General features: G+C 66.6%; 22 protein-coding genes. 16 read left to right on the top strand and 6 right to left on the bottom strand.

Annotated features, from left to right (window positions below):
• The first annotated feature begins 148 nt into the window (after nt 1–148).
• The 3 genes from fliD to G015_RS0111710 are packed head-to-tail and all read left to right on the top strand — an operon-like array spanning nt 149 to nt 2386.
• Complete coding sequence (gene fliD / locus G015_RS0111720) at nt 149–1498, top strand: flagellar filament capping protein FliD (protein ID WP_020146775.1); 1350 nt, start codon at nt 149–151, stop codon at nt 1496–1498.
• A 41-nt stretch (nt 1499–1539) separates the two neighbouring features.
• Nucleotides 1540–1953, top strand: a complete 414-nt coding sequence (fliS, locus tag G015_RS0111715; RefSeq protein WP_018139665.1) for a flagellar export chaperone FliS — start codon at nt 1540–1542, stop codon at nt 1951–1953.
• A gap of 49 nt (nt 1954–2002) precedes the next feature.
• Nucleotides 2003–2386 (top strand): flagellar protein FliT, encoded by a 384-nt coding sequence (locus G015_RS0111710; protein WP_020146774.1) that lies wholly within the window; start codon nt 2003–2005, stop codon nt 2384–2386.
• A 110-nt stretch (nt 2387–2496) separates the two neighbouring features.
• On the opposite strand, the gene G015_RS0111705 is transcribed toward G015_RS0111710, so the two are convergent.
• Complete coding sequence (locus G015_RS0111705; protein ID WP_020146773.1) at nt 2497–4698, bottom strand: bifunctional (p)ppGpp synthetase/guanosine-3',5'-bis(diphosphate) 3'-pyrophosphohydrolase; 2202 nt, start codon at nt 4696–4698, stop codon at nt 2497–2499.
• Nucleotides 4699–4816: 118 nt separating this feature from the next.
• Between G015_RS0111705 and G015_RS0111700 the strand changes: the two genes are divergently transcribed.
• The 11 genes from G015_RS0111700 to G015_RS0111650 all read left to right on the top strand — a co-directional run bounded on the left by G015_RS0111700 (nt 4817) and on the right by G015_RS0111650 (nt 13565).
• Entirely contained in the window at nt 4817–5674 is an 858-nt protein-coding gene (locus tag G015_RS0111700) for an alpha/beta hydrolase (RefSeq protein ID WP_018139668.1), read from the top strand.
• 164 nt (nt 5675–5838) lie between these two features.
• Entirely contained in the window at nt 5839–6732 is an 894-nt protein-coding gene (locus tag G015_RS0111695) for a hypothetical protein (protein ID WP_018139669.1), read from the top strand.
• 72 nt (nt 6733–6804) lie between these two features.
• A complete protein-coding gene (locus G015_RS0111690) occupies nt 6805–7551 on the top strand; it encodes a class I SAM-dependent methyltransferase (protein ID WP_018994211.1) in 747 nt (248 codons plus the stop codon).
• Between the two features lie 5 nt (nt 7552–7556).
• A complete protein-coding gene (locus G015_RS0111685) occupies nt 7557–7814 on the top strand; it encodes a DUF167 domain-containing protein (protein WP_232196824.1) in 258 nt (85 codons plus the stop codon).
• A 66-nt stretch (nt 7815–7880) separates the two neighbouring features.
• The gene (pyrC, locus tag G015_RS0111680) at nt 7881–8918 is read left to right on the top strand and encodes a dihydroorotase (RefSeq protein ID WP_020146772.1); all 1038 of its coding nucleotides are present in this window, start codon (nt 7881–7883) and stop codon (nt 8916–8918) included.
• A gap of 124 nt (nt 8919–9042) precedes the next feature.
• Nucleotides 9043–9507 (top strand): hypothetical protein, encoded by a 465-nt coding sequence (locus G015_RS0111675; RefSeq protein WP_018139673.1) that lies wholly within the window; start codon nt 9043–9045, stop codon nt 9505–9507.
• Nucleotides 9508–9514: 7 nt separating this feature from the next.
• Nucleotides 9515–10006, top strand: coding sequence for an O-acetyl-ADP-ribose deacetylase (locus G015_RS0111670; RefSeq protein ID WP_020146771.1), 492 nt, complete (start codon nt 9515–9517; stop codon nt 10004–10006).
• Between the two features lie 3 nt (nt 10007–10009).
• Entirely contained in the window at nt 10010–10378 is a 369-nt protein-coding gene (locus G015_RS0111665) for a DUF1992 domain-containing protein (protein WP_018139675.1), read from the top strand.
• A 287-nt stretch (nt 10379–10665) separates the two neighbouring features.
• Nucleotides 10666–11751 (top strand): PA0069 family radical SAM protein, encoded by a 1086-nt coding sequence (locus tag G015_RS0111660; protein WP_020146770.1) that lies wholly within the window; start codon nt 10666–10668, stop codon nt 11749–11751.
• Nucleotides 11752–11808: 57 nt separating this feature from the next.
• Nucleotides 11809–12615 (top strand): hypothetical protein, encoded by an 807-nt coding sequence (locus G015_RS0111655; RefSeq protein ID WP_020146769.1) that lies wholly within the window; start codon nt 11809–11811, stop codon nt 12613–12615.
• Between the two features lie 11 nt (nt 12616–12626).
• Nucleotides 12627–13565, top strand: a complete 939-nt coding sequence (locus tag G015_RS0111650; protein WP_018173923.1) for a mechanosensitive ion channel family protein — start codon at nt 12627–12629, stop codon at nt 13563–13565.
• Here G015_RS0111650 and G015_RS0111645 read toward each other — a convergent pair.
• A complete protein-coding gene (locus tag G015_RS0111645; RefSeq protein ID WP_020146768.1) occupies nt 13562–15226 on the bottom strand; it encodes an ExeM/NucH family extracellular endonuclease in 1665 nt (554 codons plus the stop codon). The two genes, G015_RS0111650 and G015_RS0111645, sit on opposite strands and share 4 nt — an antisense overlap.
• Before the next feature lie 24 nt (nt 15227–15250).
• The gene (locus G015_RS0111640) at nt 15251–15682 is read right to left on the bottom strand and encodes an Rrf2 family transcriptional regulator (RefSeq protein WP_018139680.1); all 432 of its coding nucleotides are present in this window, start codon (nt 15680–15682) and stop codon (nt 15251–15253) included.
• A gap of 258 nt (nt 15683–15940) precedes the next feature.
• Between G015_RS0111640 and G015_RS0111635 the strand changes: the two genes are divergently transcribed.
• Nucleotides 15941–16822, top strand: coding sequence for an undecaprenyl-diphosphate phosphatase (locus G015_RS0111635; protein ID WP_018139681.1), 882 nt, complete (start codon nt 15941–15943; stop codon nt 16820–16822).
• 15 nt (nt 16823–16837) lie between these two features.
• Here the strand turns inward: G015_RS0111635 and G015_RS0111630 are convergent, their stop codons facing one another.
• Together G015_RS0111630 and G015_RS0111625 are read right to left on the bottom strand one after the other, a co-directional pair.
• Nucleotides 16838–19360 (bottom strand): ABC transporter permease, encoded by a 2523-nt coding sequence (locus G015_RS0111630; RefSeq protein ID WP_020146767.1) that lies wholly within the window; start codon nt 19358–19360, stop codon nt 16838–16840.
• Nucleotides 19357–20067, bottom strand: a complete 711-nt coding sequence (locus G015_RS0111625; protein WP_020146766.1) for an ABC transporter ATP-binding protein — start codon at nt 20065–20067, stop codon at nt 19357–19359. Before G015_RS0111625 ends, G015_RS0111630 begins: the two co-directional genes overlap by 4 nt.
• Between G015_RS0111625 and G015_RS0111620 the strand changes: the two genes are divergently transcribed.
• A complete protein-coding gene (locus G015_RS0111620) occupies nt 20066–20833 on the top strand; it encodes an arylesterase (RefSeq protein WP_020146765.1) in 768 nt (255 codons plus the stop codon). The genes G015_RS0111625 and G015_RS0111620 overlap by 2 nt on opposite strands.
• Here the strand turns inward: G015_RS0111620 and G015_RS0111615 are convergent.
• A complete protein-coding gene (locus tag G015_RS0111615; RefSeq protein WP_018139685.1) occupies nt 20741–21067 on the bottom strand; it encodes a hypothetical protein in 327 nt (108 codons plus the stop codon). The two genes, G015_RS0111620 and G015_RS0111615, sit on opposite strands and share 93 nt — an antisense overlap.
• Between the last annotated feature and the right edge of the window lie 25 nt (nt 21068–21092).

Raw genomic sequence — 21092 nt, 5'->3', positions numbered from 1 at the left:
CCTGCGGCTGGAGGTTGGGCCTTGGGTGTGGGGTATGCCTGCCGGTTTTTTCTGCGCGTGGCTCAAGATTTGGGCTAGGCTGTCGTAATAGCAAGTACAAGCACGTGCATGGGGCCCGAGACGTCGGGTGCCGAGGAGCGGAAAGACGATGGCAATCAGTTCACTGGGTGTGGGTTCCGGGCTGGATCTCAATCAGATCGTCGGGGACCTGGTCAACGCGGAGCGCGCGCCGCGCGAGGAGCGTCTGGATCGCCGCGAGCAGAAGGTCGAGGCACAGATTTCGGCATTCGGGGAACTGACCAGCAGCGTTGACCTGCTCGGCTCATCGCTGTCTTCGCTCGCGGGCTTCGAGCCGCAGCAGGTGGTATCAGTCGGTGACGAGAGCGTCGCCCGCGTAACCACGGATGGCACTGCCGAGAACCGCAGCTTTTCGCTGGAGGTGGAGCAACTGGCGCAGGCGGAGATTCGTGCGACGGCTTCAGGCGCGTTTGCCGATGGTGACGAAGAAGTGGGCGCCGGCCAGCTCACGATTCAGGTGGGCGATAACGACGTAACGCTGGATATCGAGGAGGGCATGACCCTTCGCGATGTGCGTGATGCGATCAACGAATCCGGCGCGGGTGTCGCCGCGTCCATCGTGAACGACGAGAACGGCGCTCGGTTGGTTTTTGAATCGGGTGAGACTGGCGCGGCCAATACCATTGGGATTTCGGTAACCGGTGGCACGCCCGAGGGGCTGGGACGACTGGAAAATACCGAGGTGGCGCGCGAGGCGCAGGATGCCAGGGCGTTCATCAATGGTCTGGAGATCAACAGCGCCAGTAACACCCTGGGCAACGCGATCGATGGGGTGGAAATCGAGCTGACCGGCACCTCGGGGGGCGCACCGACGACCGTCTCGATCGACGAGGACCGCGACGAGCTCCAGCAGCTGCTGGAGGGCTTTGTCGAGAACTACAACGCATTGGTCGGACAGACCAGCCAGCTGACCCGGTTCGATCCGGAATCGGAAGAAGGCTCGGTACTGACTGGCGACAGTACGGTACGCAACATCCGCAGCCGCCTGGGCAATGCGCTGATGGGGAACGCACAGGTGCCGGAAGCGACGGCCTCGACGTTTGCGGAACTGGGCATTGTCTCCAACCGGGACGGGACGCTCAGCTTTGATTCCAGCCGTTTCAACGAGGCACTGGACCGGGATGGATTCGACACGGTGGCTGACGTGGTGCGCGACATCAGTGGTCAGGCGGAGGGTATCGCGAACAGCTTTACCGGGCGTGATGGCTTGATTGCGGCGCGCACCGATGGCCTGCAAGGAGAGCTGCGCCGCATCGGGTCGCAACGTGAAGACCTGGACATGCGTATGGAGCAACTGGAGCAGCGACTGGTGCGGCAATTCTCGCGGATGGACCAGATGGTGGCCCAGATGCAGAGCACTGGCGATTACCTCACCAACCAGCTGGCGAACATGCCGCTGGCCAACAACAACTCTCGTTGATGACCGCCGCCACGCGGTGAATAGATAACGGAGACACGCAGATGTATGGACCGGGGATGAATCGCGGCGTGAATCAGTACCGCCAGTCGGGGGCGTTGGCCGAGGCGCAAGTGGCCGACCCGCACCGGTTGATTCAGATGCTGTTTGAAGGTGCGCTGGAGCGGATTGCTGTAGCCAAGGGGGCAATGCAGCAGGGCAACGTGGGCCTCAAGGGCGAGAAGATCGGTAAGGCGATTGATATCGTCGAATCGCTGCGGGCCGTGCTGGACCACAAGCACAGCCCCGAGCTGTCCGGCAATCTGGATGCGCTATACGAATACATGAGCCGCCGTCTGCTGGAAGGCAACGCCCAGAACGACCCGGCGGCGCTGGACGAGGTCGCCAAGCTTCTGCGCGAGATCAAGGCCGGCTGGGACGAGATTCCGCCCGAGGAACGTCAGCGCAAGGCCGGTTGAGGCGTCTGACCTTGACCGCGGGATTGCCGCGTGCTGTCGTTCGCCGATCATGACGACAAACGATGCGGGTACAGAGGACTCCGGTGCAACGCTGGAGGATGCGGTGGAGGCCGTACGCGGCCTGATGGACCAGGCCATCCGCGAAGAAGACTGGGACCGCCTGGAAGAGCTGGATCTGAAGGCGCGTGTGCTGGTCGAGCGCGCGTTTGGCGAAGAGCCCGTACCATTGCGTGATGACACGGGCGAGGCCCTGCGCAGCGCGCTGGAACGCCTGTCGGCGTTCTACGAAGAAACCGTCCCGATCCTGGCCGAACGCCGCGGCGATGCCAGCCGCCAGTTGCGCGAACTGCGCGCGGGGCGGAAAGGCACCAACGCCTACGAGAACATCCGCCGTAACTCCATGCGCTCCGGGCCGATGAAGCCCGGCGGTTAGGGGCCTGTCCTACGTTGGATCGCGCAGAGGGCTGCGCTCCTACAGGTGGCCGTGTTGGCGTAGGAGGCCAGCCCTCTGGCCGATGCAGTAGTGCTTACGCAGCCGGAAGCTCAGGCTGATGGATTTGGGATGCGGCGCACGGACTGGACGCTGTCGAGGGATTGCAGGCGGTCGAACAGGGCGCTGAGTTCGCCGAGGTCGGTGATCTCGGCTTCGAGTTCCATGTGGACGCTGCGGTCGTAGGGGTCGGTGCGGGTGTTCACGCGCAGCAGGTTGATGCCGCTGGCGGAGAAGGCGTTGCCGACTTCGCCGAGCAGACCGGCGCGGTCGTGGGCCTCGAGCTCGAGGGTGATGGGTTCGCGTTCGGGTTCGTCGCCCCAGGAGACGGGGATCAGGCGGCCGCGCTTCTCCTCCGGCATACGCAGGATGTTGATGCAGTCGCTGCGGTGGACGGATACGCCGGCGCCGCGCGTGATGAAGCCGACGATCGGGTCGCCCGTTTGCGGGTTGCAGCAGCGCGCGCGGGAGGTCAGCAGGCCGCCGACGCCGCGGATGCGGATCTCGTCGTCCTGGATGCGTTCTTCCCGGCGCGGTTCGGTGGGCTGGGGCGGGGCCGCCTCTTCGGCACGGGCCTTTTCCGCCTGGCGCTGCTCGCGCAGCTGCTGGGAGATGCGCCCGGCGATCTGGTTCGTGGTGATATCCCCGGCGCCGAGCGCGATCAGCAGCTCGTCGAAGGTCTGGAACTTCATGGCTTCGGCGAGCGCATTGCGGTCCAGATTGGAACCGCAGCCCAGACGCTGACATTCCCGGTCGATCAGGTGTTTGCCGGTGGCCAGGTGTTCGTCCTGGTGCTGCTGGCGGAACCAGGTGCGTACCTTGGAGCGGGCGCGGGCGGTGTTCAGGTAGCCGAGATTGGGGTTGAGCCAGTCGCGGCTGGGGCCGCCCTCGCGGGTGGTCAGCACCTCGACGCGTTCGCCGGACTTCAGCTTGTAGGTCAGCGGGACGATATGCCCGTCCACCTTGGCCCCCCGGCAGCGGTGGCCGACCTCGGTGTGCACGGCGTAGGCGAAGTCCAGTGGCGTGGCGCCCTGGGTCAGGTCCATTACCTCGCCCTGGGGTGTGAGCACGAATACGCGCTGGTGCAGCGGCTCGCTCTGGATCTCGTCGAGCAGGTTCTGGTCGGAGTTGTCGGCGGCCTCCAGCAACTGGCGCAGGCTGCTGATCGCGCGGTTCAGCGCCTGATCCTCGCGCCCACCCTCCTTGTAGCGCCAGTGCGCGGCGACCCCGAGTTCGGCGAAGTCGTCCATCTCGCGGGTCCGGATCTGCACCTCGACGACCTTGCCCTCGGGGCCGACCACCGCGGTGTGCAACGACTGGTAGCCGTTGTCCTTGGGATTGGCGATGTAGTCATCGAACTCGCTGGGCAGGTGGCGCCAGTCGTTGTGCACGATGCCGAGCACGGTGTAGCAGGTGGCGAGCTCATCGACGATTACACGGGTGGCGCGCAGGTCGTAGAGCTCGTCCAGCGAGGTCTGCTTGCGCTGCATCTTCTTCCAGATGCTGTAGATGTGCTTGGGCCGCCCGAACACGCGCGCCTGGATGCCGGCTTCGGCCAGCCGGTCGCGCAGGGTATGGGCGAAGCGCTCTACATACGTCTCGCGCTCAGTTCGGTTCTCCTCCAGCCCCTTGGCGATCTCGCGGTAGGTCTCGGGTTCGAGGATGCGCAGCGCGAGGTCTTCCATCTCCCATTTCAGCTGGCCCACGCCCAGGCGGTTCGCCAGCGGGGCGATCACGTCCAGGGTCTCCTGGGCGAGCACACGCGCGCCGTCGTCCGGCTCCTTCACGGTCAGGCGCAGGTGCTGCACCCGGTAGGCGAGCTTGATCAGCACCGCGCGCACGTCGTCGACCATCGCCATCAGCATGCGGCGCAGGCGTTCGGCCTGTTCCGGTCGTCCGACCGGGGCCTCGAAGCGACGGCTGACCAGGGCCGCGACGTTGACGGTCAAGCGCGCAATCGAGTCGCCAAAGCGCTCCTTGAGGGCGCGCTCGTCGATCTGTCGGGCCAGATAGGCGCTGACCAGGAGCGCGGCGGTGATGGTCTGCCGGTCCACGTTCAGATGGCGCAGGACCTCGGCCACGTCCAGCGGATGAGACTCCAGGCCGGAGGCATCCACCGAAGCCAGCGCCAGGTCCAGCGCATCCGCCAGCGCGGTTGCCGACGCGGCATCGCCGTTGGGCCCGGCAAAGCGCGCGACCAGCTGGTCGCGGTCCAGGCCCTGCAGCTCGGTGTTGGTGAGTAGCGAATGGCGCATGATCGCTAGGTATTGTACGTCAGCCGTCCGCCGGGCAAAGGCTTTGTCCGAAGGGGATTCATACGACGGCCTACCGGTTTGGCTTGCCATCGGACCCCTGCCGGGTCACGATCGGATCATGCTGAACCTGTTCAAACTGGCGCTGATTCTGGCGGTTGGGTATGCCCTGTTCGTGGGGCTGATCTACCTGACGCAGGACCGGCTGATCTACATGCCCAGCAGCAATGTGGTCGGCAGTCCCGCGAACATCGGGCTGGAATACGAGGATGTGGCGCTCGAGACCGAGGACGGCGTGCGGCTGCACGGGTGGTATCTGCCGGGCCCCGAGGATGATGCGCCGGTCTTGCTATTCCTGCATGGCAACGCGGGGAATATCGGGCATCGCCTGGAGTCGCTCGAGCAGTTCCATCATCTGGGGCTCGCGGTGCTGATCATCGACTACCGTGGGTACGGCAACAGCCAGGGGCGACCTGACGAGGAGGGCACCTATGAAGATGCCCGTGCGGCGTGGAACTGGCTACGCGAGCATCTGGAGTACGAACCCGAGGAGATCGTACTGTTCGGCCGTTCCCTGGGCGCAGCCGTGGCGGCGCGGCTGGCCGAGACCAAGAGCCCTGCGGCCGTTATCCTGGAGGCGGCCTTCACCTCGGCAGCCGATCTCGGCGCGGAGGTCTACCCCTGGCTCCCGGTGCGTGCGTTGATCCGGCATGAATACGACGTGCTCGGACGGGTCGGGGCGATTGAGGCGCCGCTGCTGTTTGCCCATGCGCGCGACGACGAGATCGTGCCGTTTGCGCATGCCGAACGCCTGCTGGAGGCGGGCGGCGATGGGGCACAGTTGATGGAGATGGACGGCGGGCACAATGACGCCTTTCGGGCGACCGGCTCGCGCTACATCGAGGGGCTGCGCGAGTTTCTGGAGGATGCAGGCTTGGAGCTGCGCCCGCGGGATGCGACGAATGGGGACGGGGAGTAGGTGCGGTGCTAGAATCGGCGTCTTTTGTGCCCGTCTTGAACGGCATGGACGCATGAATGCCTCAGCTTGAATTAGGCCCACCGGGGCTCGCGATCAGCCGGCAGGAAGGCCGGGGTGACGCACCGGTACTCACGCTGCGTTTCGGTCCCGTTACCGGGGCCACGTTGCGCCCGGACGGGATCGATATTGCCCTTGGCCTCGAGCCACTGGAGATCCCGGAAGGCCGCGAGGCGGCGCCCGAGCTCTGGTACGCAGCGGGTGCGGTGCGCACCGAGCAGATCGATGACCTGATGCTGGCGCATGCGGGGGACCGGCTCGTGGGCTGCTGGTATCGGCCGCATGGCGCCGCCGAGGACCCCGGGGCCATAACCGAGCAGGCCTATCATGCGATCCTCGAGGCCTGCCAGGAGCGGGGGTTCGGACACCTGGTGCGGGCCTGGAACTACTTCCCTGCGATCAACCAGGAACTGAACGGCCAGGAGCGCTACCGCAGTTTTTGTGCCGGGCGCGCCCGGGTGTTCGAGGCCCTGCCGGATTTCGAGCGGCACCTGCCGGCGGCGACGGCCATTGGCACGCATGCCGACGGCATGCTGATCTACTTCATCGCCATGCGCGAGGCCACGCTGCGGATCGAGAATCCGCGCCAGGTCAGCGCGTTTCGCTATCCGCGGCAGTACGGGCCGCGCAGCCCGTCCTTCGCGCGGGCGCGGATGAGCCAGGAGGCGTGCGGGGCCGCGGAACTGTTCATCTCCGGGACGGCCAGCATCGTGGGCCACGAAAGCCGGCACGCGGAGGATCTCGAGGCCCAGATCGACGAGAGCCTGCGCAATATCGGGGTGCTGCTGGCGGCGGCCTCCGAGGAGGGCGCTGTGGCTCTGCGCGATCCCGGCGACCTGTCGATGCTGAAGGTCTATCTGCGCCACCGGGCAGACGGTGCTCGCGCGCAGCGGCATCTGCGCGAGTGCCTGGGCGAAGACGTCGACATCCTGCTGTTGCATGGGGATATCTGCCGCAGCGAACTGTTAGTGGAAATCGAAGGGCTGTACCGCGAGGGCTAGCCCGCAGGGCCCCGCCTCTCGCGGGCATTGAACTGGCATTGGGCGCGCGCGGCGCGCAGAAGGGGGAAGTGGATGAATGATCCGGGGTACAAGCCGCATCCGGTATTGAAGGACTATTACGGCGACGAGTCGGAAAAGCGGGCGTTTGTCGATGACCTGTTCGACCGGACGGCACCGCATTACGACCGCATCCTGCGCTGGGGCTTTCTGGGCACCGGCCAGGCGTATCGCCGCTACGCGCTGAAGCAGTCCGGCCTGAAGCCCGGTATGGATGTCCTGGATGTCGCGACGGGCACGGGCCCGGTGGCGCGCGAGGTGCGCAAGGTGGTCGGTGACGAGAACATCACCTGTGTCGATCCCAGCCGCGGCATGATCGACGTGGCCCGGCGCTCGATCAAGGCGCGCTTCATCGAGGGTCTGGGCGAGCAGTTGCCGCTGCCGGACAAACAGTTCGACCGCGTGTACATGGGGTACGGCCTGCGCCATGTGCGCGACCTGCATGAGCTGTTTGGCGAGTACTTCCGTGTGCTCAAGCCGGGCGGTCGCTGCATGATCCTCGAGGTCTCGCGCCCCAGCACGGAGCGCCAGTTCAAGATGGCGCGGTTCTACTTTCGCGACTTCATCCCGTTTCTCAGCCGCCTGCTGACCCGTGACCCGGATGGACATCTGCTGATGCGCTATTTTTGGGACACGATCAACGAGTGCGTGCCGCCGGAGAAGATCATGGGCGTGCTGGAGGATGTCGGTTTCTGCGACGTCGAGCGTGAAGTGCAGCTCGGCGTGTTCAGCGCCTACCTGGCGACGCGGCCGGCCGACTAGGCGGTTTGGCTCGCCTTAGGGTCCGCGTGGCGCCGGGCAGCAAGCGCGATGTTATCGGCCCCTGGATGGGGGATATCCTCAAGCTTCGCGTGCAGGCCCCACCAGAGAAGGGCCGGGCAAACGAGGCCGTTTGCGCCCTGCTGGCAAAGACGCTGGGCTGCCCGGCCCGTGACGTGACCGTCGTGGCGGGTGCGACCGCGCGCGACAAGACCGTGGCGATCGAGGGTTACGGCGAGGAGCAAATCCGCCGCGCGTTATCCTGATCGCCGGATACAATCAGCGTTTCCTCAATGGAGCCGCCAGGGCTCCCGCGACTCTTCCAGGATCCCATGAACCGTCTGACGATTACCCGACCCGACGACTGGCACCTGCATCTGCGCGATGGCGATGTGCTCGGCAGCGTGCTGCCGGATACCGCCCGGCGTTTTCGCCGCGCGATCATCATGCCGAACCTCAAGCCGCCGGTGACGACGGTCGAGGCGGCGGCCGAGTATCGCGAGCGCATCCTCGCGGCGCTTCCGGAGGAAGCGGACTTCGAGCCGCTGATGACGCTTTATCTGACCGAGGCGACCACGCCCGGGATGATCGAGGCGGCAAAGGCCAGCGGGTTCATTCACGGCGTGAAGCTGTACCCGGCGGGGGCGACGACCAACGCAGCCAGCGGCGTGTCGGATATCCGGCGTTGCTACCCCGTGTTCGAGGCGATGCAGCGGGTCGACCTGCCGCTCCTGGTGCATGGCGAGGTGACCGATCCGGAGGTCGACATCTTCGACCGCGAGGCGGTGTTTATCGAACGCCACCTGCAGCCGCTGATTCGCGAGTTTCCGGACCTGCGGGTGGTGCTGGAGCACACCACGACCGAATCGGGGGTGGCGTTTGTCGAATCGGGCCCGGAGAACATCGCGGCGACCATCACCCCGCAGCACCTTCTGTACAACCGCAATGCGCTGTTCGTCGGCGGCATCCGGCCGCATCATTACTGCCTGCCGATCCTGAAGCGCGAGCGCCACCGCCAGGCCCTGTTGCGTGCTGCTACCAGCGGGCACCCACGCTTCTTCCTCGGGACCGACAGCGCCCCGCACCCGCGGCATGCGAAGGAGTCCGCCTGTGGCTGCGCGGGCATCTATACAGCCCACGCGGCGATCGAGTTCTATGCCGAGGCCTTCGCCTCTGTGGATGCGCTGGACAAACTGGAGGGCTTCGCCAGCTTCCACGGCGCGGATTTCTACGGGCTGCCGCGCAACACGGACACCATCACGCTGGAGCGGGTGGACTGGACCGTGCCCGAAGCGGTGCTGTTCGGCCACGACCCGGGCGTACCCCTGCGTGCGGGCGAGACGGTCGCCTGGCAGCTGGCGCGCCACTGACCTCGCGGCGTGACGGACCCGGCACCGACGGTGGCGGGTCCGAACCTCAAGCCGTCCCCGTGGTCCCCGGTAGTACAGACATCGTTTGCATTGCGTAGCCAATTTCCGACCCCAGGGAGGGCACATGACCGAACCGGACGTACAACGCGGAACCCTGTGGTTCTGGCTGCTGATCAGTGTGGGGGTAGGCCTGCTGATCATCGCGCTGGGCGTGGGCCTGGAGCCGCATGGCGCGGCTATCCTGCGCGCGCCGCTGGAGTCGCCGGCCGCAGGCGCGCTGGCGTTTGGCATGGTGATGGTCTGGGCCGCCTATGGCTACGCGCTGACCGCGGGGCGTGCCGCAGGCTCGCAGGAGCTGGGCGTGGTGTTCCTGAACCTGGCGCTGCCGGTGGCCTTGATCGTGCTGTGGAGCAACGAGATCTTCGCACTGGCGTTTTTCGTCGCCTTCGGCTGGGCCCTGACGCTCATCGGGATGGCCTTCCGCCTGTTCCGGCGCGAGGCGCTGGCCGGGGTCATGATGCTGCCGGTGATCGGCCTGAGCATGACGGCCATCCTGCTGTCGCTGACGCTCTGGATGGTGCCGGCGTAGGGCAGCCATGATCTCGGTCGTACAGGGCGACATCACCACCCTGGAGGTGGATGCGATCGTCAACGCCGCCAACGAGAGCCTGCTGGGCGGCGGCGGTGTCGACGGGGCCATTCATCGCGCCGCTGGCCCCGAGCTGCTGGAGGCGACCCGGGCCCTTGGTGGCTGCCCGACCGGCGAGGCGCGCATCACCCCCGGGTTTCGCCTCCCGGCCAAATACGTGATCCACACCGTCGGCCCTGTGTGGCAGGGCGGCCAGGCGGGCGAGGACACGCTGCTGGCCTCCTGTTACCGCGCAAGCCTGGAACTGGCGATCGAATATGGCCTGCGCGAGGTGGCCTTTCCCCTGATCAGCACCGGCGTCTACCGCTTTCCCAAGGACCGCGCGGCCGGTATCGCGCTGAAACAGCTGCGGGCGCAGGAGGACCAGTTTCGCAGCTTGGTGGTCTGCGCATTCAGTGCGGCGGATGCGGATGTCTACCGCATCCGGCTCGAGCGGTGACGCATGCTGCTCTCCGAGACACAAGTCGAGGCGAAGCTCGCCGAGGCCGCTCGGCGGGGCGAGTTCGATGATCTGCCCGGGGTCGGGCGGCCGCTGGAACTCGACGATGACCGCGATGTGCCACAGGAGCTGCGGCTGGCGTTTCGAGTGATGAAAAACGCAGGGTATGTGCCGGAGGCCGTGCGCCTGCGCGGCGATATCGCCTCGGCGGAGGCCTTGCTGCAAGCCGCTGACGACGCGGCCACCCGCGACCGGGCGGCGCGGCGCCTGCGGATGCTGCTGGATCGGCTGAACCAGTCGGAAGAGGGGCGCGGCCTGATCTCCGAATCCGGGTATTTTCGCCAGCTCTGCGAGCGGCTAGGGAAACACTGATCCATGTACACGCTCGCGTTGGTACCCCAGGTTTTCCGAGACAGGGCGCGGTGCGTAGCCGGTAGTGGTTCTACCGACAAGGGACGCAACGCGGGATCGGGGAACCTGGGGTGCCAACCCCGAAGGGGCTCGGCCGCCCGTTGTTATCAAAAACGGGTGCGCGCACGGCGTTGCGGCTCCCTTGTGCAGAATGACTGCACGGCAGTCGCCGCGCCTTGTTCGCACGCAAAAGCGACTCGAGCGCGAGCGTGCACGTGGATGAGTGCTTCCCTTGACGGCCCGCGCCGATGAACCAGCGTGATGGACCGGTTCGTGGCCGCGGCGCGACGATCCAGCCCCTCGCGCGCTTCGAGACCACGCACCGCGAAGCATTTGACGATGGCTGGGTGGGTGAACACGAAGAGCCCCGGCCGCTGCGCACCGAGGTGACACCGGAACGCCCGCGCACGGTGCTGTCCTGGAACCAATCGCCGGATGTCCCGTTCGAATTGTCGCTGAACCCTTACCGGGGCTGTGAGCACGGCTGCGCGTACTGTTTCGCGCGACCGGCACATGCCTATGTCGGGCTGTCGCCGGGGCTGGATTTCGAGAGCCGATTATTCGCCAAGGTGGGCGCGGCCGACTGCCTGCGCCGCGAACTGGCACGCCCCGCGCACCGCGTGACCCCGTTGGCTCTGGGCATCAACACGGATGCCTATCAGCCCGTGGAGCGCGAGTGGCGTATTACGCGGGAGGTACTGGAGGTGCTAGCCGAGGCGCGGCATCCGGTCTCGGTCGTGACCAAGTCCGCGCTGGTTGAACGGGACCTCGACCTGCTGGGACCCATGGCGGAGGAGGGGCTGGTTCAGGTGGCGGTCTCCGTGACCACGCTGGATCGGGCGCTGTCGCGCCATCTGGAACCCCGCGCGGCCGCGCCCCAGCGGCGTCTGGAAACCATGCGGCGACTGAGCGAGGCCGGGGTGCCGGTGGCGGTGCTGGTCGCGCCCCTGATCCCGGTGCTGACTGACGGCGAGCTCGAATCGTTGCTGGACGCAGCGCGCGAGGCCGGGGCGAGCAGCGCCGGCTATGTCCTGTTGCGCCTGCCGCGGGAGGTGGCGCCGTTGTTCGAGGACTGGCTGCGCACGTACCACCCGCTGAAAGCGGACCATGTGCTGCAGCGCTTGCGCGAGGCGCACGGGGGCCAGTTGTACGATTCGACCTTCGGCCACCGGATGGTCGGGGCGGGCCCCTATGCAACACTGCTGCGTCAGCGCTTTCGCCTGGCCCGGCGCCGTGCGGGTCTGGCCGGCCGCCTGGCGGAACTGGATACGACGCGCTTCTCCCCGCCGGCAGCACCGGAGGCCGACCGCGGCCCCCAGATGGATCTGTTTTAGGAGTGCGCTACAGTGGTCGTCGAGCACATCGGCAACGGACACAGGACACCACCAGGGATGACCGACAAGGACAAGACAGGGAAGCGGCCGACCTGGTGGGGGCGCTGGTCGTTGCCACAGGGGCGTATCGGACGCTGGTCCGTCGGGCCGCTCGATATCTGGCTCGAACATACCCCGGCGGAATGGCGCCTGGGCCTGGACCGGCCGCGCGACGCCGCCGATGCGACGCTGGATATCGAGGTACCGACCGACGCCGAGTGGCCCGAGTCGCTCTCCGAGCGTCTGCGCTTCGCCGGTGCTACCGGCGACACCCAACCGGAACTGCGGATCGCTCTGGCCGACCGTCCGATGGTCAGTCGTCCGGAAAATCCGTTCTACGTGCCGGCTCAGGGCCGGATCACGCTGTTTCTCAGTTCGCCTGCCTGGGTCCAGTTCTATCTGGGCGATGCGCGGGCACATGAATTCCCGGTCTATGTGCCTTCGGACACCTGGTTCGGTCCCAGTACGGTCGAGGGGGAGCTGTGCTACGCCACGCGCACCCAGGCGCGGCTGGCTCTGGAGGATGTCCCGGAGCGTCCGCACCGCGTGGTCACGCCGCTGACGATCCACAACAAGGCGCTCGATGCGCTGTTCCTGGAGCGCGTGAACCTGCCGGTGCCGCGTCTGCCGGTCTATGCCGATCGCCACAACCGCCTGTGGACCCCGGCGGTCCGCATGGAGCGCGAGGAAGACAAGGACATGGCGGCGATGAAGATCGATGCCGGGCCGCCCGCTGAGGCCGAGGGGGCCGAGCGGATCGCCGAGCCGCGCGAGGTGGGCGGGCGGCATGTGATGGTGCGGGCGTTTAGCGCCCTGTTCCAATAGGGAAACACTGAATGGACGGCTGGATACAAGGCACCATGGACTTTCTGACCAGCGACGGCTTTCTGGCCGCGCTGCGGGCCTCGCTCTACATCGTCGTCGGGTTGATCGTGGCGCGACTGGTCTCGCGCAACCTTACGCGGGCCTTCGGCCGGCATATGGATGCCCAGCAGATCATGCTGATGCGCCGCATCAGCTTCTACGTGATTATCGTCCTGGCGGTTGTGTCCGGGCTGCGCGAGCTGGGTTTCGATCTCACCGTGCTGCTGGGGGCGGCCGGCATCCTGACGGTCGCGCTGGGCTTTGCCTCGCAGACCTCGGCGTCCAACCTGATCTCGGGGCTGTTCCTGATCGGGGAGCGGCCCTTCTCGGTGGGTGACATCATCAAGGTGGGGGACGCGACCGGGGAGGTGCTGTCCATCGACCTGCTATCGGTGAAGCTCCGCACCTTCGACAACCTGCTGGTGCGGGTGCCGAACGAGAGCCTGGTGAAGTCGCAGATCACCAATATGACGCGCTTCCCGATCCGCCGCCTGGACATGCAGATTGGGGTGGCCTATCGCACCGACCTGAAGGCGCTGCGCGACATTCTGATGGACGTGGCGGATCGCAATCCGGTCTGTCTGGAGGAACCCAAACCGCTGTTCATCTTCCTCGAGTACGGGGATTCCGCGCTGAAGATTCAGCTGTCCGTCTGGGCGCGGCGCGAGAAATTCCTGGATCTGCGCAACAGCATGCACATGCAGGTGAAGGCCGCGCTGGACGAGGCGGGTATCGAGATCCCGTTCCCGCAGCGCACGCTGAGCCATATCGATGGCGGGCCGATCCCCGTGCGGCTTATCCAGGACAATCTGAGCGACGAGGAGACGGAGGCCGCCGAGAAGGTTGGGGAAAAAGCCACCGAGCCGGAGGCCGACGCAGGAGCGTCAGAACAACTCCCGACCCGTGACTAGTCGACCCGCAGGTCCAGCCAGACGGGGTCGTGGTCGGAGGCGCGCCATGGCCCGTCGACGGGCTGGCTCCCGTCAAATCCCAGAAAGGCCGGTTCGTCGGCGTTGATCGCCCAGGAGCCGGCGTCCCCGACGTGTTCAGCGATTCCCCCGGGGCCGAGCAAGTAGTCCAGTTGCCCGGACTGGCCGCGAAAGACATAGCTGTAGGCCCGGTCAGGCTCGGTATGGACCAGATCCCGTTTCCCCGCCTCGCGTAGCACACGGAGCGGGTCTTCCGCGGCGTAGGCGTTCAGGTCGCCGGCAATGATCACGGGCAGCCCGTCGCGACGCTCCTGTTTGATCCACTGTGCCAGGCGTTCGGCCTGGGCCGTGCGCCGCTCGTTCCAGCAGCCCTGGCCGTGATCGACGTCACCGCTGGACGGACATCCGGATTTGGCCTTGAAGTGCACCGCCACGACTCCGAACAGGGGTTCACCTTCCGGTGTGCCGAACCATGCAAGCAGCGGTGGACGGTGATGCACACGGTCTTCGTCGGCGACGACTTCCAGTAATTTCAGCCGATCGGGGCGGTAGGTTATGCCCACCTTGATCGCGTCTGTCCCCGGCGCGGGGTGCCGTACCGCCTCGTAGGTGAGGTCGCCGTGCTGATTCAGGCGCTCGATCAGGCGTTCGCGGGCGACGGGGCGGTTTTCCAGTTCGATGGCCGCAATCAGGTCGGCGTTCAGAGGGAGCAGGGCGGCATTCAGCTTGGCCTCCTGCCGCTGGCGTTCGGCGCGATTGGCCGCGCCACGCTCGCCCAGCGTGACAAAGTCATTCTCCATGTTGGCAGTAACGATGCGCAGTGCACCACCTGTCGCCGGGTTCGGCGCCTCGGGTCGGGTGCCCCCCTCCCACTCAGGCGTTTCGGTCGGATGCAGGCGGTGGGCATCGAAGGCGTGGGTCAGGATGCCGGTCAGGCCCGTGACCTGGCTGCCGACGCGCCGCGTCCCCTGGTCGTCGAGATAGGGGATGGGGTCCGGACGGGCGCGGTAACTGCCGTCGTCCAGCACGATGCGGCGTTCGGCATGGTCGTGGTCGTCGAACGCGCCCGTTTGTCCCGGGTGCCACAGGCGCCCGCCGGCGGAGAGTTTCAGGTTGCCGTAGCGCTCGAGTTCATGGTGGCCCGATACGGTCAGCGTCTGATCAAAGCGCACGCGCACGTCCTCGAAGTCAGACAGTCGTTCGGCGTCGCGCGGGAGCTCGAGTGTCACCGGCTCGGGCAGCCGACCGTTTCCGCAGGTCTCGATGCCGTCGATGCGGGCGAGCTGGGGACGGCCGTGGTGATGGCCAAAGCGGCCCTGTACGCGCAACCGATCACCCGGCGTAACCGGCTCTTGGCGCGGGGCATAGACGAACAGCCCGGTTGGCCTGTCGGACTCGTCGTTCTGCAGGTAGAAGCCGCCCAGTTGATCGTCGCCCATGAAGACGCCGGTCACGATGCCCTCCAGAACGACGGAGGCGTCGTCCGCCGGAGGTTCGGCCAGCAGTCCGTCGGTCGTGAGGCTGGCTCTGTCGGACGGGCAGGCGGGTGCCAGCGCAAGCGCAGGCGGTGCGGCAAGCGCAAGGGCCACAAGCAGCAGGGTTGCGGCCGATAGCGGTCGGCGGGAGGTCACGTGCCGATCCATGGCGGCGTCCTCGGGGCAGTGGGGTCAGGCGCTATAGCGTAGCAGGGACCGCAGGTGCTCGGGTGACTGGGTGACATCGCGCACCGTGTATTGATCGAGCACCGCGAGGAAGGCATCGCGGGCGTCGTCCAGTACCCCGCGCAGCTGGCAGCCGGGCAGGATCGGGCACATCGGGCTCTCGCAATCGACGACCTTGAGGTTGGGCTCCATGTCGCGTACGACGGCCCCGATATTGATCGACTCGGGGGCGCGAGCGAGCGAGATGCCGCCGCCCTTGCCGCGGCGGGTGATCAGATACCCCTTCTGGCCCAGCTGGTGAACGATCTTGACCAGGTGGTTGCGCGGAATGCCGAAGCGTTCGGAGATCTCGGTGACGGTGACGCGCTGGTCGTCGGGCTGGACCGTGAGGTACATCAGGACGCGCAGGGAGAAATCAGTGAAGCGAGTTAGTTGCATGGGGTGACTCGTTGGCGGTTTGCAGGCCAGATCGGCGCTCGCCAGGTCCCGTACGTTCTCGCGGGTCGCACGGGTTCGGTTGGTCGGCTGCCAAATATACGGCGATGTGAATGTATAACGGCAAGATAAGGGTGTACTGGCGCAAAAACAAGTACGTTGGGTATATGAAAGCGAGTGCCGGGGCGCGAACCCGGTAACACCGTTTCCCGGGCCGTTTCCGTATACTGCGCCCGCCTTTGGGACAAAACCGGAATCGGAATGACAGTTTGGGTTGCCACCCTGCTCGGCGTCGTGCAGGGCATCTTCATGTTCTTGCCGGTCAGTTCGACCGCGCACCTGGTGCTCACCCAGCACTGGCTGATTCTCAGTGGCGAGCCGCTGCCGCCGCCGGAAAGCCCGGAGATGATCCTGTTCGATCTGGTTGTGCATGTCGGCACGCTGGTATCGATTATCTACGTATTCCGCCAGAGTCTTTGGCGCCTGAGCGGCGGGATCGCCCGCGAGAGCTGGCAATGGGCGTCGGCCGGTGGCAGCGCGGGCCGAGAGATGCTGTTCCTGCGCCTCGCGCTGCTCTGCGGCTTGTCGGTTTTCGCCACCGCCGCAATCGGCTTTACGCTGAAGGCGAGCTTTGAGCACGTGTTCGCCAATCCGACGCTGATCGCCGGCACCCTCACGCTGACGGGCATCCTGCTGTGGTGGACGGATCGCCTGAGCCGACGTCCGCTGGGGCTGCGCAAGCTGGGGCCGAAGATCGCCACGGTGATTGGCGTGGCCCAGGGCTTTGCGCTGGTCCCCGGGCTGAGCCGCAGCGGGATGACCATCACCTTCGCGCTGTTCTCGGGCCTCAAGCGGCGCTGGGCAGCCGAATACAGCTTCTTCCTCGCAATCCCGACGATCCTGGCGGCCACCGCCGTTCAGTCGCTGGATGTCTGGACGAATGGCAATGGGCTGGGGGATCTGACCTGGACGCCGCTGATCGTCGGGTTCGTGGTCTCCGCGGTGGTCGGGGTGGTCTCCCTCAAGATGGTGCTGTTCTTCCTCTATCGCGCGCGCCTGAAGGTCTTTTCCTTCTATGTCTGGGCGCTGGCGGCCCTGGTGCTGTTCGGCTTCCTCGACGTGGACATCATGTACGGCCACTGATGGTCGTCGGGCGCATCACTCGGGGCCGCGCAGGACCCCGAGTGGCGCCTGGCGCAGTACGCTGCGCGTCCCCAGCCATCCGGCCAGCGCGATCCCCAGGGTCCCGCCGACGATCCCGAAGACGAAGGTCATCGGATTGATCCGGTAGTCGAACTCGAACACCTGCCAGGCCAGCAGGGCCCCCACCGCGGTGGCGATGATGGCTGCCAGCAGACCCGCCAGAAAACCCAGGCTGCCGAACTCGGCCAGCAGTGCCCGTCGGATGTGGTGCCGCCGCGCCCCCAGCGTGCGCAGCAGTGCGGTCTCGCGGCGGCGGACGTCGCGCGTGGCCTGTACCGCCGCAAACAGCACGGTCAGGCCCGCGACCAGGGTAAACAGAAAGACGTACTCGACCGCGCGGGTGGCCTGGTCCATCACGTCGCGGACCTGCTCGATGATCGCGCCGACGTCGATCGCGGAGACGGCCGGGAATTCGCGCAGCCAGCGGTTCTGCTCCGCTCCCATATCTTCCGGCACATGCAGCGCGGTGATATAGGTGCGCGGCTGCTCGCCCAGCAGGGCGGGCGGGCCGATCACAAAGAAATTGACCCGGAAGCTGTCCCAGTCGACCTCGCGTACGTTGGCGATGACCCCGCGCACGGGTTGCCCGCCCACCCGGAAGGTCAGGCTGTCGCCGATCTCCAGTCCAAAGCGTTCTATCAGCCCGGCCTCGACGGACCAGGCACCGTCGGCCGCTTCGCCGGTCGGCCCGTGGTGGAACCAGTGGCCCTCCGTCACGCGGTTGTGCTCCGGCGGTTCCTCCGCGTAGGAGAGGTTGAACTCGCGATCCACCAGGCGCCGGGTCTGGTCGTCGTCAAAGTCATCGGGCTGGACCGGCTGGTCGTTGATCGCGATCAGGCGTCCGCGAATCATCGGGTCCATCTGCGGGCGTTCGAGCCCGGAGGCCTCGATCCGGTCGGCGAACGCCTCTTCCTGTCCGGGCTGGATATTGACGAAGAACTGGTTTGGTGCATCGGCGGGGATGCTGGCATCCCAGGCCGAGAGCAGGTCCACACGCACAATCGCCAGCAGCAATAGCGCAAGGATGCCGATGCTGAAGGCAACCAGTTGCACGGCGCTCAGCCCGCCGCGGCGGGAGAGGTTGGCCAGACCAAAGCGCATGGCCATGCCCCCGTGATTGCGCAGCGGGCGCAGGGCCAGCACCAGCAGCAGGCCCAGTGCGCCAAGCACGACCAGGGCGCCCGCGGTCCCCAGCAGGACCCAGGCGGCCAGGCGCGGGTCGGCCGCCTGCCAGTACAACAGCGCACCGAAGGCCAGAAGGGCCAGCAGCCCCGACAGCCAGACGGAGGCGGGCGGGAGCCCCAGATCACGGCGCAGTACGCGCAGGGGGGACACCTGGCCGATGCGCAGCAACGCGGGCAGGGCGAAGCCGATCGCGGTAATCAGGCCCACACCGAGGCCCGCCGCTACTGGGCGTAACCCCGGGGACGGCAGGTCGCCCGCCAGCCACTCACCGAGCAGCGCGGAGAGCACGAACTGCGCCGCGAACCCAATGACCAGGCCCAGTGCACTGGCCAGCAGCGCAATGATCAGGACGTGGCCAAAATAAAGCCTGAGTACATGGCGTCCGCTGGCCCCCAGCGCGCGCATGACCGCGGCGGCGTCCGCACGGCGCTGGGCAAAATGATGGGCGGCCACCGCGATCGCCGCGCCGGCTAACAGGACCGCCATCAGAGAGGCCAGCCCGAGGAAGCGCTCGGCTCGCTCGATCGCGACCTGCAACTGCGGATTGGCGTCGTCCAGCCCGCGCAGTCGCTGGCCCGGCTCCAGGCGCTCCTCGATCCAGTCGCGGTAGCTTTCGATCGGGGCCGCCGGGCCGGTCACGAAGAGCTCGTAGCGCACGCGGCTGCCGGGTCCGATCAGGCCGCTGACCTCGAGATCCTCATAGGCGAGCATCAGCCGGGGTGCGATATCCAGCAGGGCGCTGCCGCGGTCCGGCTCCCGCGTGATCTCGCCGGCCACTTGCAGTTCCAGTTCGCCGACCTCGACGGTATCGCCGACCTCCCGTTCCAGCGCCTGCAGCAGGGCGCCCTCCAGCCAGGCCGTACCGGGTTCCGGTCCCTGGGTGCGTACCTCGGGGTCCGCGTCCGGGTCGGTTCGTACGAGGGCCTCGCCCAGCAGGGGCCAGTCACGATCCACCGCGCGCAGCGCGGACAGGCGGGAGTCGTCCTCGGGGGTGAACAGCACGCTGGGCAGGGCCGCGGTGCGGGCGGTCTGCAGGCCTCGACGTTCGGCCTCCGCGAGCCAGTCCTCCGGGATCGGCTGGTCGCCGACCACGGCCATGTCACCGCCCAGCAGCAGGGTCGCCTGCTGCGCCATGCCGCGATCCACCCGATCAGTGAAGAACCCGACCGCCGCGACCGCCGCCACCGCGACGACCAGGGCTGCGGCGAGCACACGCAGTTCGGCACTGCGCCATTCGCGCCAGGTGCCACGAATCCATTCGCGCGGACCGCCGCGCCTAGAAAGCCAGGTCATGCCAGCACGCCGTCCTCGATATGAAGGATACGATCGCATTGCTGCGCGAGATCGGCGTCGTGTGTCACCAGGATCAGCGCCGTGCGCTGGCCCTGGTCATCCGGTTGGCGGGCCAGGCTGAACAGCAGTTCGATGATGCGGCTGCCGGTCTGGCCGTCGAGATTGCCGGTGGGCTCGTCCGCGAACAACACGGCCGGGCGATCCACAATCGCGCGGGCGATGGCGACCCGCTGCTGCTCGCCTCCCGAGAGCTGGTGCGGGTAGTGAGCTTCGCGCTCGCTGAGCCCGACGCGCTTCAGCGCGTCGCGGGCCCAGGCGGAGATCTCGGTTTGCGAGCGCGCCTCGTGCTCGGGGTTAAGCTCCAGCGGCAGGAGCACGTTTTCAAAGGCCGTCAGTGCCGGGAGGAGTTGGAAAGACTGGAACACGAAGCCGACGCGCCCGGCGCGCAGGGCTGCCCGGCCATCTTCGTCCAGCTCACTGATCGTTTGGCCGAGCAAGCGAACTTCTCCGGCACTTGGGGCGTCCAGACCTGCAAGAAGTCCGAGCAATGTGGACTTGCCGGAGCCGGAGGCGCCGAGGATGGCGACCGTCTCGCCGGCGTGCACCGCGAGCGAGACTCCGCGCAGAATATCCAGTACACCGCTGGGGCCGGCGATCCGCTGTTGCAGGTCGCGGGCTTCCAGAACCGAAGATGAGGATGCATCCATGTGGCGTTATTCCCTGGTCATTTTTGCGTGGCTCGCGTTGCTATGGAGTCCGCTTGGCCTTGCGAATTCCATCAGCTCGGAAAATTCAGGGGAAGAACCCGCGAAGGTGCTGGTGTTCGGTGATTCCCTGAGCGCGGCATTCGGGATGAACGATTCCGAAAGCTGGGTGGGGCTCCTGGAGGCGCGTCTGAGCGAGCGCAATCATCCCTGGCGTGTGGCCAATGCCTCGATCAGTGGCGAGACGACGGCCGGGGGGCGCGAACGACTGCCTGAGGTCCTCGAACGCGAGAACCCCGACCTCGTGATCCTGGCCCTGGGAGGCAATGACGGCCTGCGCGGGCTCTCGCCACGGGCCATGCGCGAGAACCTGGAGGCGATGCTGGAGGCGATCGACTCGGCGGGCGCCCAGACGCTGTTGCTCGGGATTCGCATTCCGCCCAACTACGGCCCCCAGTACAGTCAGCGCTTCGAGGCCGTCTTCGCCGATCTGGCCCGGGAGCGTGGGCTGGTGTTCGAGCCCTTCTTCCTGCACGAGGTTGCTCTTCGCGACGGGATGATCATGGATGACGGGATCCACCCGACGCCCGAGGCGCAGCCCTACATGCTGGATGCCGTGTGGCCTCATCTGGAGCCCATGATGCGCGGGATAGAGGCTTGTCTGGACGACGCGGTTTCAGTTTCCGAGCGCGCGGCGCAGATCGGTCAGGACGTCCTCGGGGAGGAGCTGGCGCAGCACCGGATGGATATCGCGTTCGACCTCGGATAGCAGCGGCAGGGTGCGAACCAGCGAGTGCCGCGAAAGTGGGTCGCCGTACTGATTCGTCTGAATCGGGCGGTCCAGGCCGGTCTCCATCAACGCGATACCCGGCTCGCCGCGGGGGCCCTCGTCGAGGACCTCGACCAGTTCCACCATGCGGCCATCCACTTCCCCCTGCACCCCGATCAGCGGTGCCAGGAGATCGACCAGTCGTTCGGCCTGTTCCGTGGTGAGCGTCTCCATTGGGGTACCTTACGGTGGATTTTCC

The sequence above is a fragment of the Thioalkalivibrio sp. ALJ15 genome, assembly GCF_000383695.1.
Lineage (GTDB): Bacteria > Pseudomonadota > Gammaproteobacteria > Ectothiorhodospirales > Ectothiorhodospiraceae > Thioalkalivibrio.
This window is presented reverse-complemented; position numbering and strand designations above follow the sequence as displayed.